This window comes from Marinobacter sp. SS8-8 (genome assembly GCF_030540945.1).
Taxonomy (GTDB): domain Bacteria; phylum Pseudomonadota; class Gammaproteobacteria; order Pseudomonadales; family Oleiphilaceae; genus Marinobacter.
Map to the genome: position 1 here is coordinate 86,461 of NZ_JASSVN010000015.1, position 14,549 is coordinate 101,009.

Sequence of the window (14,549 nt, forward strand, 5' to 3'; positions counted from 1 at the left end):
CAGATATAGGCACGCGGTCGGAAACCCCTTCCGAAAACGTGGAGCGCCAGGGATGGCGACCGAGCCCTACTTGGATGTATTTACGGGCGTTTTTCGGAAGGGGTTTCCGGCCGTGGGCCGTACTCCCGGACTGATTTCATTGTTCGTAATTTCTCAAAGGAGAACAGACGTATGAATCTGAAGAAAACATTCGCAGCACTGGCTGCGGCCGCTACTTTCTCTGGCGCAGTTGCTGCCGGGGAGCTGTCTGTAGCCGCAACTCCCGTACCCCACGCGGAGATCCTGGAATTTGTGAAGCCGCAGCTGGCTGAACAGGGTGTGGAACTGGACGTTAAGGTATTCACCGACTACATCCAGCCGAACATCCAGGTGGACCAGAAGCGGATGGATGCGAACTTCTTCCAGCACCAGCCGTATCTGGATGAGTTCAATGCCGGTCGTGGTACCAGTCTGGTGACCGTGACCGGCGTTCACGTTGAGCCGTTCGGCGCCTACTCCAGCAAGATTGATTCGCTGGATGACCTCAAAGAGGGCGCTGTGGTCGCTATTCCGAACGACCCCACCAACGGTGGCCGTGCACTGCTGCTTCTGCAGAAGGCCGGCCTGATCAGGCTTGAGGATGCCAGCAAGATTACAGCAACCCCTCGTGATATTGCCGAGAACCCGAAAGATCTCGATTTCAAAGAGCTTGAGGCCGCCACTTTGCCGCGCATCCTGGACCAGGTTGACCTGGCACTGATTAACACCAACTACGCGCTGGAAGCGGGCCTTAACCCGTCTGACGATGCGCTGGTGATTGAAGGTTCCGAGTCACCCTATGTGAACATCCTGGTTGCCCGTCCGGACAACAGGGACAGCGACGCAATGCAGAAGCTTGCGGCCGCGCTGAACTCTGAGGCTGTTCGAGAATTCATCATGGAACAGTACGAAGGTGCCGTGGTTCCGGCATTCTGATAACCGGGAAGGTCGGAGAAGCCCGGAAGCCCGGGGTCAGATGAAAGCTTTCATCTGACCCCGATTTCATGCAATTTCAGTCATCCGATCAATCACCGCTCCAGTTCACTTTCGGATCCGGTGTCATCCGCAGGTAGGACTTCACGGCCTTGTAGCCTTTCGGGAAGCGCTCTTTGATCTCTTCCTCATCCTGCAGGGACGGCACGATGACCACATCGCCGCCATGTTCCCAGTTACCCGGGGTGGCAACCTTATGTTCATCGGTCAGTTGCAGCGAGTCGATAACCCGCAGCACTTCGTTAAAGTTACGGCCGGTGCTGGCGGGGTAGGTGATCATCAGCCGAACCTTCTTGTCCGGATCAATCACGAACAGGGAGCGTACGGTCAGGCTGCTGTCGGCATTGGGATGAATCATGTCGTACAGCTCGGACACTTTGCGATCCTGATCTGCGATGATCGGGAAGTTCACCGCGCAGCCCTGGGTTTCGTTGATGTCCTTGATCCACTCCTTGTGGGAGTCCACCGGATCCACGCTCAGGGCGATGGCTTTGACGTTGCGTTTGGCAAACTCGTCCTTGAGTTTGGCGGTCAGGCCCAGCTCAGTGGTGCACACGGGCGTGAAGTCGGCCGGGTGCGAGAACAGAACGCCCCAGCTGTCGCCCAGCCAGTCATAAAACGAAATTTTTCCTTCACTGGACTCCTGCTCAAAATCCGGTGCAGTGTCTCCGAGACGTAAAGACATGTTTACTCTCCTGTGATCATGGTTGTGACGATTTCGTTTGCCATTCCGGCTTAACAGTGACCGGGATTGCATTCCGGGTGTAATAAGACAGACCTTGGTGCCGGGTGAGACAATTACAAGGGGCTCAGGGCCCCATTGCCTTCTCTTTTTCAAAGTGCTCCCGGGTCAGCTTGAATACCACCGGACTGAGCAACAACAAGGCGATCAGGTTTGGCAGTGCCATCATGGCATTCAACGTGTCTGCCAGCAGCCAGACAAATCCCAGGTTTACGGTGGCCCCCACCGGTATGGCGAGAATCCAGGCGACCCGGTAGGGCATGATGGCCCTCACGCCGAACAGGAATTCGACACTGCGCTCACCATAGAACGACCAGCCGAGAATGGTGGTGAAGGCGAAAACCGCAAGCGTAATGGCCACAAGGTAGTTGCCGACACCGGGCAGCGCGCCCTCGAAAGCCATGGAAGTGAGGGCTGCGCCGGACTCCCCGGACGTCCAGATACCGGAGGTGATGATGACCAGGCCGGTAATGGTGCAGATAATAATGGTGTCGATGAAGGTGCCGAGCATGGCCACCATGCCCTGATTGACGGGATTTCTGGTTTGCGCGGCGGCGTGGGCAATGGGTGCGGACCCCAGCCCCGCTTCGTTGGAGAAAATGCCCCGGGCAACACCGAACCGGATTGCCGCCCAGACGGCAGCACCGGCAAAGCCGCCTTCTGCGGCAATGGGGCTGAAGGCGTGCCCGAGCACCAGGGCAAATGCCGCGGGAATGTCCGCGGCATTGATGGCCAGAACCACCAGCCCAGCGATCAGGTAGGAAACCGCCATCAATGGCACCAGGGTACTGGCGACGTGGCCGATCCGGCGGATACCGCCGATCAGCACCATGCCGACGAGAACCATCAGGATCAGACCGGTTACCCAGTGCGGCAGACCAAAACTTGTCTGCATCACATCGGCCACCGAGTTGGCCTGTACCGTATTACCGATACCGAATCCGGCAATGGCGGCAAAAATGGCAAACAGGACGCCGAGCCAGGTCCATTTGCGACCCAGTCCGTTGCGGATGTAGTACATGGGCCCACCGACGTGGGCGCCGCGTTCGTCTACCTCCCGGAAACGGACCGCGAGGACCGCCTCGGAATATTTTGTGGCCATGCCGACCAGGGCCGTGAGCCACATCCAGAACAGGGCGCCCGGCCCACCGAGGAATACGGCCGTGGCAACACCCGCGATATTACCGGTGCCGACAGTGGCGGACAGAGCCGTCATCAGGGCCTGGAAAGGAGGGATTTCGCCTTCGGACTCAGCGCCCGCGGCGGTGCGGCCACTCCACATCAGTTTGAAACCGGCGCCAAGTTTGAGCACCGGCATCAATCTGAGGCCCAGGCTGAGGAACAGCCCGACCCCCAGAATCAGAACCAGCATGGGGGGACCCCAGACCAGTCCGTTTACATCTTTGACAAATTGTCCAATGGTTTCCATGGGTTCTCCCTGTGCGTGCCATGTATTGGATTTACTGTTTGGCCCAAAGAGGGTATAACCGACTGAGTTTAGTCAGTTATATTCCCGTGTAAACTGATCGATGGCTAAAAGTGGTTGATTCGGGTGTGATTGCCTATGCTCATAGCAGAGGCGAGCATCCACAAAAACAGGAGGGGTTGTGTCCATGCGTTCACTCAAAGTTTCAGATGTTATGTGGAATCACATCGAGCCGATCCGGTGTGGTGTGCCGCTCACCAAAGTCGTGAAAACCCTGCTGCACAATCATGTAACCGGTTTGCCGGTGGTTGATGAGCACCGCCATGTGCTTGGGTTTGTGTCCGAGCAGGATTGCATTCATGCCCTGCTGGTGAGCAGCTATCACAGCGAGGGGGAGCCGATCGTGGACGATGTCATGTTCCGGAAGCCGCTGACAGTTTCGCCGGAGATGGCGGTTGTGGATCTCGCCCAGAACCTCGGTGCAGGCAAGCCAAAGGTGTACGCTGTTGTGGATCACGACAAACTCATTGGTATTGTTACGCGTACAGCCATCCTGGCAGAACTGGCGCGCACCGGTTTCGGGCTTGAGCTGCCCAAATACGCCAGCGCCGAGGACTGATCCACAGCCCTCTCAAAGGTCGAGGTCAAAGGTCGAGGACGCTATGGAACTCTTATCCACGAACGTCAGTTTCGAAGGGGAGCATCGCCGTTACCGGCATGCCTCCGCTACCCTCGGATGCAACATGGAATTCGCGGTGTATCTGCCGCCAGCGGCCGTGGGCTCGAACCGGGAAAAAGTGCCGGTCCTGTACTGGCTCTCCGGGCTGACCTGCACCGACCAGAACTTCATGCAAAAAGCCGGTGCCCAGAAGCGGGCCGCGAAGCTGGGCATGGCAATCGTTTGCCCCGATACAAGCCCCCGTGGGCTAAACCTGCCCGGCGAGGATGACAGTTATGATTTTGGAACCGGGGCCGGCTTTTACATCAACGCCACCCGGCAGCCCTGGGCACCCCATTACCGGATGTACGACTACGTCGTTAAGGAGTTGCCGCAGTTGATCGAGAGTGAATTGCCGGTAACCGATAGCCGGGCGATCAGTGGCCATTCCATGGGAGGTCACGGCGCGTTGATCTGTGCCCTGAAAAACCCGGGCCGCTATTCGTCGGTGTCGGCCTTCGCGCCCATTGCCAACCCGACCGAATGCCCCTGGGGGCAGAAAGCTTTCGCAGGGTACCTCGGCGACAATACCCGCAACTGGGAGGAATGGGATGCGACCCTACTGATCCCGACGGCCCGGGAGCGTCTGCCATTACTGGTGGATCAGGGCACCGCGGACGAGTTCCTCGGTAGTCAGCTTAACCCTGATGCCCTGGCTGATGCCTGCGAGAAGTTTCACCATCACATCAATTTGCGTATGCATCGGGGTTACGACCACAGTTATTTTTTTATTGCCTCGTTTATTGATGATCACCTGGACCACCACGCCGATGCGCTGGGTTTATGAGTTCAGGCCCCAGACCAGGCCGAAGTCTATGGATGGCATGATCTCGGGCTGCTCGAGCGCCCGGATGTTGAATTCCGGAAGGCTGGTATCGCGTTCGAAAGTTCCGGCATAACGGTTGCCCCGGGGGCCGAAGATCGCCTTGACGAAAGGCCCTCTTGCCCTCACTGGTCGCCCGGTGACTACGCCCACCTCATTGTTTTCGAGGCGCACCAGAATGCCCGGCGGGAATTCGCCAAGAACCTGCAACAGAGCTTTCGGTATCGCCGGCCGGAATTTCCCGTCGGCCAGATTGGCAATGAGTTTTCGGGCGTTTGCGACATCCATCCGGTCGCGGTAGGCGCGCTTGGTAATCATGGCGGTATAGCGCTCGGCCAGGGCCAGAATTTCCGCCTCTGGCCGGACGTCGGTGCCGCTGAGCCCCTCCGGGTAGCCACTGCCGTCGGCCTGTTCATGGTGCTGGGCAATGATGGTCAGCAGCAGTTTGTTGTTAATGCCCGCCGACCTGAGGGCCTGAATGCTGCGCTCCGGGTGCTTGCGGATGACACCTCGCTGCTCATTGCTGAGTACTTTGCTTGACGCGTTAAGTTTGTCTGCTATCGGAACGAGCGCAAGGTTTGCGGTGAGTGCCGCGGTTGTGAGAACACCGATGCGCTTTTCTTCCAGCCCGAACTGCCGGCCAATGAACTGGCAAAGGATTGCGTGAAACAGAATCTGTTCACGAATAACCGGACCGATGGAGTATAGATGGATCAGCGCCAGACTTGCGTCAGGTGACTCGGTACAAGTGCGTTCAATCATTCGTGCCAGGCCAAGCAGACGCTTTTGTGCGGAAGGGTCGGCCCCGGTAATGGCATTCAGTGTGGCTTCCAGGGTATGCAGCAGGTCCGGGTAGTCCGCGAAGGGGTTGCGTTCCCGGTTGTCCTCGACGATTTCCTCCTGCGGACGTTTAATCTTGCGGGGTCTGAACCGGCCCCGCTCGAACAACTGCTCCAACTGGGAGTTGGTCTGAATCACATAGCCCTGGCGCAACAACACATTGCCGTCGGCGTCGTAGACGTTCCACGGTAACGGCCGGCCAATGGTGAGGGCGCCGGGAGCAATTCGGACAAGCTCGATCAAAACAGGTGTCTCGGGTGCAGGTTCATCATGGGTCGAGTGTAACCCTGAATAACAGCTTCTCTCCACTCAGGACGGTAAGGGTTGTTGCTCTATTCCCGGGTTTTACCTGATTTGACAGGGTTTGGGGGCTTGGAAGCTGAGCGTTCACTCTCAATTTGTGGAAATAGAGAGAGAATATGTAAAGAATCGTTGCGAAACAACCACCGCTCACATGACTTGCGCTACTCTGGACCCCTGAATAACTCTTATTGTCGGACGATCACTCTGTATGCTCCAGCGCCTCAAGACCGATTTCAGGTTGTCGATTATTACCCTGCTCGGCGTAAGCGCATTTCTGGGAGTGACCCCCTTCGCCGTGATGCGTTTTCTGCAGGGCAATCTGCTGGCGGGGCTGGTTGACACAGCCATCCTCCTTACTATCGGTTCAGCGCTGGTCTACGCCTGGGTAACGGGTGATACGCGCAGAAGCGGGCTGGTAGTGGCGAGCACTGCCTGCGGTGGTGCGGTGGTTGTGGGGATCCTGGTGGGAGAGCCTGGATTGTTCTGGCTGTACCCTGCCCTGGTCACTACTTTCTTTCTTGTCAATCCCAGGGTGGCCGTTGTCCTTAACGTTGCCTCCGTGGTGGCCCTGATGGTGCATGGCGGCGCCTTCCGGTCTGATATCCAGATGTGGTCTTTTTCCGCCACAGCGTTTGTGGTCAGCGCCTGTGCCTACGTGTTTGCGCACCGGAATCGTGATCAGCGGCAGCGGCTTGAGCATCTGGCGACGGTTGATCCCCTGACCGGAATCAAGAACCGTCGCTCGATGGATCAGGAACTGGACCTGGCGGTGGCAAACTCTGAACGCACCGGGCTGCCCTATGCGGTGGTTCTTCTGGATATCGATCATTTCAAGAAGATCAACGACGAGCACGGCCATGGGGTGGGTGACAATGTCCTTATCGATCTCGTCGCTTTGCTGCAGCAGAGCACCCGCAAGTCGGACCAGCTGTTCCGCTATGGTGGTGAGGAGTTTGTGCTGCTGTTGCCCGGGGTTGACGGCGTAAGTCTGAAGGCGGTGATGAGCAATCTGCAGCAGATCTTGCGCAAGTATCTGAAGCATCCGGGAGGTACGGTCACTGTCTCATTTGGTGTGGCGCTGCTCGAACATGGTGAGGGCGTGGACAGCTGGCTGGCCCGGGCGGATGCCGCGCTTTATGAGGCCAAGGACACCGGCCGTGACCAGTTCGTGTTTGCGGATGGTCACTCATCACCGGAACTGGTCACGGCCACGACCTGACCACCGCCGGGCGCATAGAGGAAGAGTCTCCATCCAAGCAGGATGCCGGCAGAAGCCAGCCCGCCGGTCAGCCCGACCCAGAAGCCGGCCGCCCCCATCGCCGGTACCAGCCAGTCCGTGAAGGTCAGCAGGTAGCCCAGTGGGAGGCCCAGTCCCCAGAATGAAAACAGCATGATGAACATTGGAATCCGGGTATCCTTGTAACCCCGTAATGCGCTGATGCAGGTTACCTGAATGACATCGGCAATCTGGAATATCGATGCGAACATCAGCAGCCTGACGGTCACGTCCCGAACGTCGGTATCACGGGTGTAGAGTGCCGAGATCTCGCGGGAGAAAGCCCATAGCATCAGCGCGAAGACCAGCGCCGTCGCCGCAGCCAGTATCAGGGAGCTGCGGGAAATCAGGCGTGCTGTGTCCGGTGCCCCGGCACCCACCAGAAAACTGACCCTGAGCGTCAGTGCCATACCGATACTGAGCGGCAGCATGAATAACAGCGACACAACGTTCAGGGCAATCTGATGTCCCGCCACGACCACCGGCCCAAGGGGGGCCAGAAACAGGGCGATCACCGAAAACATGCTGGCCTCGACAAAAATAGTGAAGCCGATGGGTACACCGATTCCCAGGATATACCGAATGCCCGGCAAATCCGGCTTCACCCAGTCTGACATCAGATGGAAATGCCGATAGACACGGCTGCGGTTCAGATACACCAGCAACGCAAGGGCCGCGACGCCATTGGAGATGGAAGTAGCCCAGCCGCAGCCGATGCCTCCCATGGCTGGCAGCCCAAGCTTGCCGTAAATGAAAATGTAATTCATGGGCAGGTTGATCAGCGTGCTGAGCACGGAGAACGCCATGATTACCCGGGTATGACCCAGACCATCGGTGAGCCCCCTCAGTGCCGTGATCAGCAGCAACGCCGGTACACCCCAGGCGAAGGCGTCCAGATAGCCCTGGGTAATACGTGCGGTGTTGGCTTCCAGGTTCAGAATCGCCAGCACCGGGTGCACGTGGGTGAGCAACAGGATCATGATGACGGACCCGGCCCCCGCCAGGTACAGGCCCTGCCAGGTGGCCGGCATGATCTTCCCGAAGGCCCGGGCGCCGTTGTAGCCGGAAATAATGGGTTGCAGCGCGCCCAGCATGCCCATAAAGAACAGAAACAGCGGCATCCACAGGCTGCTGCCGATGCCAACGGCCGCCAGATCTTTGGCACTGGCGTGCCCGGCCATCACCGTATCAATCACGCCATTGGCCATCTGGGCAACCTGGGCGATCAGGATTGGCCCACCGAGAATGGCCAGGGTCCGCCATTCCGTGAGTGTCCGGGCGAACAGCGTCTGACGTGCTTCCGGTAATGGCTGGTGTCGTTCATCCATAGGGCGTGGGGTCCCGTGTTCCTTCAGATTCCTGGATGCGCGCCGGCAGCGCCGCACAGACCGAGCATCCTACCCGATTTGGCCCATGTCAGGGCATCGGGGTTTGTCCTGCTGCCCGCTTCTCCCAAAACCGTTAAAGTACGCGCCTTGTTCATTGGCCCTGCCGCCAGCGCTGGCATCGCAGCGCCAGTGCTGGCAAAATCCTGCAACAACAGCCCCGGCTGTGCCCTGTTAATAACCTTCCTCAGCCAAAAGCACAGGAACACAACATGACTCAGTCCGACTCGGTTTCGGGTAACGATGCAGGGGCCGCTCGTGGTCTCTGGTCCTCCCGGCTGGCGTTTATTCTGGCGGCAACCGGTTCTGCCGTTGGTCTTGGCAACATCTGGAAATTCCCGTATGTCACCGGCGAGAATGGCGGTGGCGCCTTTGTGCTGGTTTATCTGCTGTGCATCGCGGTTATCGGTATTCCCATCATGATGGCGGAAGTGTTCATCGGCCGGAACGGCCGGCACAATCCCATTACCAGCATGCGCCTGGTCGCCGAACGCAACCTCAGCTCCCCGGGCTGGCGGATCTCCGCGATCATCGGGATGATTGCCGCGTTCGTTATCCTCTCTTTCTATTCGGTGATTGGTGGCTGGTCCGCTTCGTATGTCGGCCACGCCGCCATGGGCGACTTTACCGGTGGCACCGCGGACTCCATCGGCGAGCTGTTTGGCGGCCTGCTGGCCAGTCCCGGCCAGTTGCTTTTGTGGCATACCATCTTCATGGCGCTGGTTATCCTGGTGGTTTCCCGGGGACTGAAAGGTGGCCTGGAGCGGGCTGTCACTATCCTGATGCCGGCCCTGTTTATTCTGCTGCTGCTGGTGGTTGGCTATGCGGCCACCACTGGCCATTTTGGCGAAGCTGTCAGCTTCCTTTTCACGCCGGATTTTGGTGCCCTGACGATTAACGGGATTCTGATCGCCCTGGGCCATGCCTTCTTCACCCTGAGCCTGGGTATGGCCATCATGATGGCCTACGGGTCCTATCTTGGCAGCGATGTTTCCATCGGCCGCACAGCGGTCAGTGTCGCCCTCATGGATACCGTGGTGGCACTGCTGGCTGGCCTGGCTATCTTTCCGGTGGTGTTTGCCAATGGCCTGGAAGCGGGTGCCGGCCCCGGCCTGATCTTCCAGACCCTGCCGCTGGCCTTCGGCAACATGCCCCTGGGCGGCCTGTTCGGCACCCTGTTCTTCATACTGCTGCTGTTCGCGGCCTGGACCTCCGGCATTTCCCTGCTGGAGCCGGTGGTTGAGTGGGTGGAGGAAAAGACCAACCTGGCCCGCACGGGCAGTGCCATCCTGGTGGGCGTGCTCTGCTGGGCGCTGGGTATTGCCTCGATTCTGTCGCTCAACGTCTGGGCCGATGTCACTCCGCTGGCCATGTTCGAGCGGTTTGAGGGCAAGACCATCTTCGATCTGCTGGATTTCTTTACCGCCAACGTGCTGCTGCCGCTTTCCGGCCTGCTGACGGCGCTATTCGTCGGCTGGTTTGTGGCGAAGGAGTCGCTTAAAACCGATCTGGCCCTGGAAGGCGGTGCCTTCACGCTGTGGTACAACCTGATCCGGTTTGTCACACCCATCGCGGTTGCTGTCGTATTCGTTTACAACCTGATGGCGTGACTACAGGAAAAGCTGGCGAAAAATAGCCCGGCGAGCTTTCTCGCCGGGCTATTTGTTATTCAGGGAATCCTGAACGTTATTCCTCGCTCAACTGCCAGCTTACCTGAAGCGGGGCTGCGTAGCGTTGAGGTCTTCTTTGCACGGGTGACGGAACTCCTTTACCTTGGCGGCAATATCCGCCGGCAGCTGTGACCCATTGCGCATTTGTAACCTTAAACAGACCTTGCATTGGGCCAGAAAGGCTCTATGTTTGTAGCAGGCGATCCGTTCAAATAACGACAGCAGACCCTCCATATGCCGAGTTGTTCCATCAACAGAAGCAGCCTGAAGCTCAGCCTCCTGGCACTGCTGGTCACCGGTCTGCTTGTGTTGTTCCTCAACGGAACGTCCCACCCGGCAATTGACCCCCAGATTGATGATCACTTTACCCCGACACTGATTTCGGTTGATGGGGCCGGGGATTCCTCGTCGCCGGATACTTCCGCCCTCATCACGTCGTCTCTTCTGTTCCCGGAAGGGGAGTTTCGGGCCGTCTTCTCCGCCAGCCTTGATTTCATTCGGCCGCCATTGAGGCTGCTGAGCTACCCGGTACTGCCTCAAGGGCCACCCCGCCTCGCCTGATTCTGGCAACAGTCTCACAAACACAGGATTGCTCCTGCCTGCGCAGGGCGTTCCAACCTGAATTCAGATTCACGAGGTTTATCATGAACAGTGTATTCAATGCATTGCCAGTGCGGGATCTGGCGCGCACCGGCGCGTTACCGACCGCCAAGCCGCTGTCGCACATCGGTAGCGAAGATTCGGCCGTTCACCTGCTCACCGACTTTTCCGAGCGGAGGCTGTCGGAGCTGAATTCCGATATGTCCGTCTCCGAGGCGAGACTCTGGATGAAGCTGGCCGACACTCCCTTCAAGGTCGTGGAAAACCAGGCGGGTGACTGCCTCGGAATTCTGGCCATCGAGGATGTGAACGGCGAGAAGCCGATGAGTGTGGCCAACCGACAGGGTGTTGCCCTAAAGGACTTGCGGGTGCGAGATATCATGCGCTCCATCAGCGATTTGCCGGCCATTCATTACCGTGATTTGAGGGCGGCAACGGTCGGAGATCTGGTTAGCACCTTCCGTGAGGTCCGTGAGGAGTACCTGTTGGTGCTGGATGATGACCGGCGACAGCCATCCCGTTCCTATCTCAGAGGCCTGGTATGTGCCCGGGAGTTGGTGCAGCGGCTTGACCTGGCCATCGATCTGGAGCGCCGGGCAACCAAGTTCTACGAAATTGTCCATGTGGTAAAAGGAAGTTTCTAGATCGGCAACGGCTTCGGTGCCCATGCGGTGCCGAAGCTGTCATAAATCGTAAAATTCGATGTTTAACGCCCAAAAAACCGTATTGAACCGAAGCGGTAATCGCGTGACACCCACTACGACGTTAGTCACCTCAAAAGGACGCCCATGCAGGGCGCCACCAAAATTGCCGGGTTCAGGTGCTGCGCCTCGTTATCAGTCTGGCACTGGGCCTGGTCTCATTGCTCACCCATTCTGCTGAAAATGCGCCGGCGCTCCTGCATGACCGTGGATGGCGTGCCCGAGGAAATCCACCTGGCCTCGGAAGGTGATGAACACCAGGCTGGCGGCAAGGGGGGGGTGGCCGTGCGAGTGATACCAAGAAAGGCCATGTCACCATCAGCATGCCGGGCAAATCAGTTGAATGCCTGAATCCCTGTCTGGCCCCGGCCAAGAATCAGGGCGTGCACATCGTGGGTGCCCTCGTAGGTGTTCACCGCCTCCAGATTCATGGCGTGGCGGATCACGTGGTACTCATCGGCAATGCCATTACCGCCGTGCATGTCCCGGGCAACCCGGGCGATGTCCAGGGCCTTGCCGCAGTTATTGCGTTTTAGCAGTGAGATCGCATCCGGAGTGGCGGTTTCGTCATCCATCATACGCCCCAGCTGCAGTACCGCTTGCAGGCCGAGGGTGATCTCGGTTTGCATATCCACCAGTTTTTTCTGGATCAACTGATTGGCGGCCAGGGGCCTGCCGAACTGCTTGCGCTCCAGGGTGTAGTTGCGGGCGGCGTGCCAGCAGAATTCGGCCGCACCCAGTGAGCCCCAGCTAATGCCGAAACGGGCCTTGTTCAGGCAACTGAACGGACCCTTCAAACCTTCAACCTCCAGCCTGTTTTCGTCCGGCACAAACACGTCGTCCATAAAGATGGAGCCGGTCTCAGACGCCCGCAGGGAGAATTTGCCCTCGATCTTCGGCGTGCCCAGACCTTCTGCGCCTTCGCGTTCGATCACAAAGCCGTTGACCTTGCCGTCGAGCTTGGCCCAGACCACGCAGATGTCCGCGATCGGGGAGTTGGTAATCCAGGTTTTCGAGCCACTCAGCAGGTAACCGCCGTCGACCTTTTTGGCGCGGGTTTCCATGCCACCGGGGTCGGAGCCATGGTTGGGCTCGGTCAGGCCGAAACAGCCCACCATCTCACCGGACGCCAGTTTTGGCAGGGCGCGTTTTTTCAGGGCTTCCTGGCCGAAGGCATGGATGGGGTGCATCACCAGAGAGGACTGTACGCTCAGTGCCGAACGGTAGGCGGAATCCACCCGTTCCACTTCCCGGGCAATCAGGCCGTAGCAGACGTGGTTCAGGCCCGGGCCACCATACTCTTCCGGCAGGGTGGCGCCCAGCATGCCCAGCTCGCCCATCTCGTTGAAGATGTTCCGGTCGAACTTCTCATGCCGGTTGGCCTCGACGATGCCAGGCATCAGCCGCTGCTCGCAGAAGCTGCGGATGCTGTCGCGGACCTGACGCTCGGTATTGTCCAGTTGCGTGTCGAAACCCAACAGATCATTCCAGGGTGCGGAAGCCATTTGTATTCTCCTGAAAGCGATTATCGGGAAACTCGATCATGGGGATTCCCGAGCAAGCTGTGCTAATTGCGCACTAGCATAGTTTCGTTAAGCGAAACACAGTTTTGTGATTTATTTTTAAAAGACTAATCCGGGTATCATGGAAATACAAGCGGTGCCAGATACCGCCCTGCGATTTTTATTTTTAAATATAGGTGTAGTGAGTTTCATATTCGGTACGGATTTTTAAAAGACTTTCTGGTACTTGAATTCTTCAGCAATTAAAATAATGCATCTTTGGTTATTCATCTGATTAATTCCCCGGGCACCGGAGCAGGCGACGCGGCTGGAGGACGTCCCATTATGGCAGGAACAAAGCAGAGTTCACCGGAACTGAAAGTGGCATCCAGTGACGGTGAACCGGTGAAGCCGGAGAAAGACCGCAAGTTCGTCGAAGCCCTGTCCCGTGGCCTGGATGTGCTCCGCGCCTTCAGCCAGGGACCGGTTATTCTGGGCAACCAGGACATTGCTCGCATCACGGGGCTGCCCAAGCCGACGATATCACGGATGACCTACACCCTCACCAAGCTCGGTTACCTCAGCTACAACACCCAGTTGGAAAAATACCAGCTGAGTTCCGGGGTGCTGGCGCTGGGCTATGCCTATGTTTCCAACCTCAAGGTACGCCAACTGGCCAAGCCGTACATGGATGAGTTTGCCCGCCAGACCAACATGTCGGTCGGTCTCACCTGCCGGGACCGATTGCACATGATCTACGTGGAAAACCGGTTGCCACCTGAAGCCTCCCTGTTGCGCATGGACATCGGCCTGAAGCTGCCCATGGCCATCACCTCCGCCGGACGTGCCTACTACTGCGCGATCAGCGACAAGGCCCGCCTCGTCATCGACGATGCCATGGCTGCCAAATACGGTGACGACTGGGCGGAGAAAAAGGCAGGCCTCGATCAGGCCATGAAGGATTACAAGGAACACGGTTTCTGCCTGTCCGCCGGCGAGTGGGACCGGAACATCAACTCCGCCGGCGTACCCATTCACCTGCAGGACGGCACCATCATGGCCCTGACCTGTGCCGCGCCGTCCTACCTGGTACCGGCTGAAAAGCTCCGCGACTCGATTGCCCACCAGTTGGTAATGCTGGCAGGCGATATCGAATCCCTGGGCGTCTGAGAGTAACTGCTAAGTATCGAAGGAAGGCAGCGGGAAGGTTCTTCCGAAACCGTGCGGAGCCATGAATGGCGGAGCCGAGCATACGGGGATGTATTCACAGCGTGTTCCGGAAGAACCTTCCCGCCGCCTTCCGACGGACTCCTAGCCAAGAAACCGCAGAGGAAACCCTGCGGTTTCTTAGTCCTGTAGTTTCATGGGTGGTTGAAACGGTAATGGAACTTGTATTAAATCGTACGAATGTTTCGCTAGTTAAAACCATATGTAACTATTCAGCTCACTTTTTCTCAAAAAGTGCTTGACAAGGTTTTTTCTCAAATCCCGGGAATTTCGGCCGCGCCCGGGACGTTGCGGTAAAGGGGCGCTCAAGTCGCCTGTCAACCCG

At 58.0% G+C, this 14,549-nt stretch carries 14 protein-coding genes; 9 read left to right on the forward strand and 5 right to left on the reverse strand.

The features are described from left to right. Nucleotides 1–171: 171 nt before the first annotated feature. On the forward strand, nt 172–954 hold the full coding sequence (locus QPL96_RS14810) for a MetQ/NlpA family ABC transporter substrate-binding protein (protein WP_303288081.1): 783 nt from the start codon (nt 172–174) through the stop codon (nt 952–954). Between the two features lie 88 nt (nt 955–1,042). Here the strand turns inward: QPL96_RS14810 and QPL96_RS14815 are convergent, their stop codons facing one another. Together QPL96_RS14815 and QPL96_RS14820 are read right to left on the reverse strand one after the other, a co-directional pair. Next, the gene (locus tag QPL96_RS14815) at nt 1,043–1,696 is read right to left on the reverse strand and encodes a peroxiredoxin (protein ID WP_303288082.1); all 654 of its coding nucleotides are present in this window, start codon (nt 1,694–1,696) and stop codon (nt 1,043–1,045) included. 124 nt (nt 1,697–1,820) lie between these two features. After that, entirely contained in the window at nt 1,821–3,182 is a 1,362-nt protein-coding gene (locus tag QPL96_RS14820; protein ID WP_303288083.1) for a sodium:alanine symporter family protein, read from the reverse strand. 184 nt (nt 3,183–3,366) lie between these two features. Between QPL96_RS14820 and QPL96_RS14825 the strand changes: the two genes are divergently transcribed. Together QPL96_RS14825 and fghA are read left to right on the forward strand one after the other, a co-directional pair. Further along, nucleotides 3,367–3,798, forward strand: coding sequence for a CBS domain-containing protein (locus QPL96_RS14825; RefSeq protein WP_303288084.1), 432 nt, complete (start codon nt 3,367–3,369; stop codon nt 3,796–3,798). Nucleotides 3,799–3,841: 43 nt separating this feature from the next. Beyond that, nucleotides 3,842–4,684, forward strand: a complete 843-nt coding sequence (gene fghA, locus QPL96_RS14830) for an S-formylglutathione hydrolase (protein ID WP_303288085.1) — start codon at nt 3,842–3,844, stop codon at nt 4,682–4,684. On the opposite strand, the gene QPL96_RS14835 is transcribed toward fghA, so the two are convergent. Further along, nucleotides 4,679–5,803, reverse strand: a complete 1,125-nt coding sequence (locus tag QPL96_RS14835; protein ID WP_303288086.1) for an HD-GYP domain-containing protein — start codon at nt 5,801–5,803, stop codon at nt 4,679–4,681. The genes fghA and QPL96_RS14835 overlap by 6 nt on opposite strands. A gap of 268 nt (nt 5,804–6,071) precedes the next feature. Here QPL96_RS14835 and QPL96_RS14840 point away from each other — a divergent pair, with 268 nt between their 5' ends. Next, nucleotides 6,072–7,082, forward strand: a complete 1,011-nt coding sequence (locus QPL96_RS14840; RefSeq protein ID WP_303288087.1) for a GGDEF domain-containing protein — start codon at nt 6,072–6,074, stop codon at nt 7,080–7,082. Here QPL96_RS14840 and QPL96_RS14845 read toward each other — a convergent pair. Continuing rightward, nucleotides 7,046–8,467, reverse strand: coding sequence for an MATE family efflux transporter (locus tag QPL96_RS14845; protein WP_303288088.1), 1,422 nt, complete (start codon nt 8,465–8,467; stop codon nt 7,046–7,048). The two genes, QPL96_RS14840 and QPL96_RS14845, sit on opposite strands and share 37 nt — an antisense overlap. A gap of 269 nt (nt 8,468–8,736) precedes the next feature. On the opposite strand from QPL96_RS14845, the gene QPL96_RS14850 reads away from it, so the two are divergent. The 4 genes from QPL96_RS14850 to QPL96_RS14865 all read left to right on the forward strand — a co-directional run bounded on the left by QPL96_RS14850 (nt 8,737) and on the right by QPL96_RS14865 (nt 11,846). Continuing rightward, nucleotides 8,737–10,134 carry a sodium-dependent transporter gene (locus tag QPL96_RS14850; protein WP_303288089.1) on the forward strand — a complete coding sequence of 466 codons (1,398 nt, stop codon included), beginning with the start codon at nt 8,737–8,739 and terminating at the stop codon, nt 10,132–10,134. A 294-nt stretch (nt 10,135–10,428) separates the two neighbouring features. Continuing rightward, nucleotides 10,429–10,755, forward strand: a complete 327-nt coding sequence (locus tag QPL96_RS14855) for a hypothetical protein (protein WP_303288090.1) — start codon at nt 10,429–10,431, stop codon at nt 10,753–10,755. Between the two features lie 83 nt (nt 10,756–10,838). After that, nucleotides 10,839–11,438, forward strand: a complete 600-nt coding sequence (locus QPL96_RS14860; protein ID WP_303288091.1) for a hypothetical protein — start codon at nt 10,839–10,841, stop codon at nt 11,436–11,438. Between the two features lie 144 nt (nt 11,439–11,582). Further along, a complete protein-coding gene (locus tag QPL96_RS14865; protein WP_303288092.1) occupies nt 11,583–11,846 on the forward strand; it encodes a hypothetical protein in 264 nt (87 codons plus the stop codon). Here QPL96_RS14865 and QPL96_RS14870 read toward each other — a convergent pair. Next, nucleotides 11,831–13,000 carry an acyl-CoA dehydrogenase gene (locus tag QPL96_RS14870; RefSeq protein WP_303288093.1) on the reverse strand — a complete coding sequence of 390 codons (1,170 nt, stop codon included), beginning with the start codon at nt 12,998–13,000 and terminating at the stop codon, nt 11,831–11,833. The genes QPL96_RS14865 and QPL96_RS14870 overlap by 16 nt on opposite strands. Nucleotides 13,001–13,342: 342 nt before the next feature. On the opposite strand from QPL96_RS14870, the gene QPL96_RS14875 reads away from it, so the two are divergent. Then, on the forward strand, nt 13,343–14,167 hold the full coding sequence (locus QPL96_RS14875) for an IclR family transcriptional regulator (protein WP_303288094.1): 825 nt from the start codon (nt 13,343–13,345) through the stop codon (nt 14,165–14,167). Nucleotides 14,168–14,549: the final 382 nt, after the last annotated feature.

What these genes read in the sequence shown, in the direction of transcription:
- QPL96_RS14855 (WP_303288090.1), top strand. Translation starts at nt 10,429, where the DNA reads ATGCCGAGTTGTTCCATCAACAGAAGCAGCCTGAAGCTCAGCCTCCTG.
- QPL96_RS14820 (WP_303288083.1), bottom strand. Translation starts at nt 3,182, where the DNA reads ATGGAAACCATTGGACAATTTGTCAAAGATGTAAACGGACTGGTCTGG.
- QPL96_RS14815 (WP_303288082.1), bottom strand. Translation starts at nt 1,696, where the DNA reads ATGTCTTTACGTCTCGGAGACACTGCACCGGATTTTGAGCAGGAGTCC.
- QPL96_RS14875 (WP_303288094.1), top strand. Translation starts at nt 13,343, where the DNA reads ATGGCAGGAACAAAGCAGAGTTCACCGGAACTGAAAGTGGCATCCAGT.
- QPL96_RS14810 (WP_303288081.1), top strand. Translation starts at nt 172, where the DNA reads ATGAATCTGAAGAAAACATTCGCAGCACTGGCTGCGGCCGCTACTTTC.
- QPL96_RS14860 (WP_303288091.1), top strand. Translation starts at nt 10,839, where the DNA reads ATGAACAGTGTATTCAATGCATTGCCAGTGCGGGATCTGGCGCGCACC.
- QPL96_RS14840 (WP_303288087.1), top strand. Translation starts at nt 6,072, where the DNA reads ATGCTCCAGCGCCTCAAGACCGATTTCAGGTTGTCGATTATTACCCTG.
- QPL96_RS14870 (WP_303288093.1), bottom strand. Translation starts at nt 13,000, where the DNA reads ATGGCTTCCGCACCCTGGAATGATCTGTTGGGTTTCGACACGCAACTG.
- fghA (WP_303288085.1), top strand. Translation starts at nt 3,842, where the DNA reads ATGGAACTCTTATCCACGAACGTCAGTTTCGAAGGGGAGCATCGCCGT.
- QPL96_RS14850 (WP_303288089.1), top strand. Translation starts at nt 8,737, where the DNA reads ATGACTCAGTCCGACTCGGTTTCGGGTAACGATGCAGGGGCCGCTCGT.
- QPL96_RS14845 (WP_303288088.1), bottom strand. Translation starts at nt 8,467, where the DNA reads ATGGATGAACGACACCAGCCATTACCGGAAGCACGTCAGACGCTGTTC.
- QPL96_RS14865 (WP_303288092.1), top strand. Translation starts at nt 11,583, where the DNA reads ATGCAGGGCGCCACCAAAATTGCCGGGTTCAGGTGCTGCGCCTCGTTA.
- QPL96_RS14825 (WP_303288084.1), top strand. Translation starts at nt 3,367, where the DNA reads ATGCGTTCACTCAAAGTTTCAGATGTTATGTGGAATCACATCGAGCCG.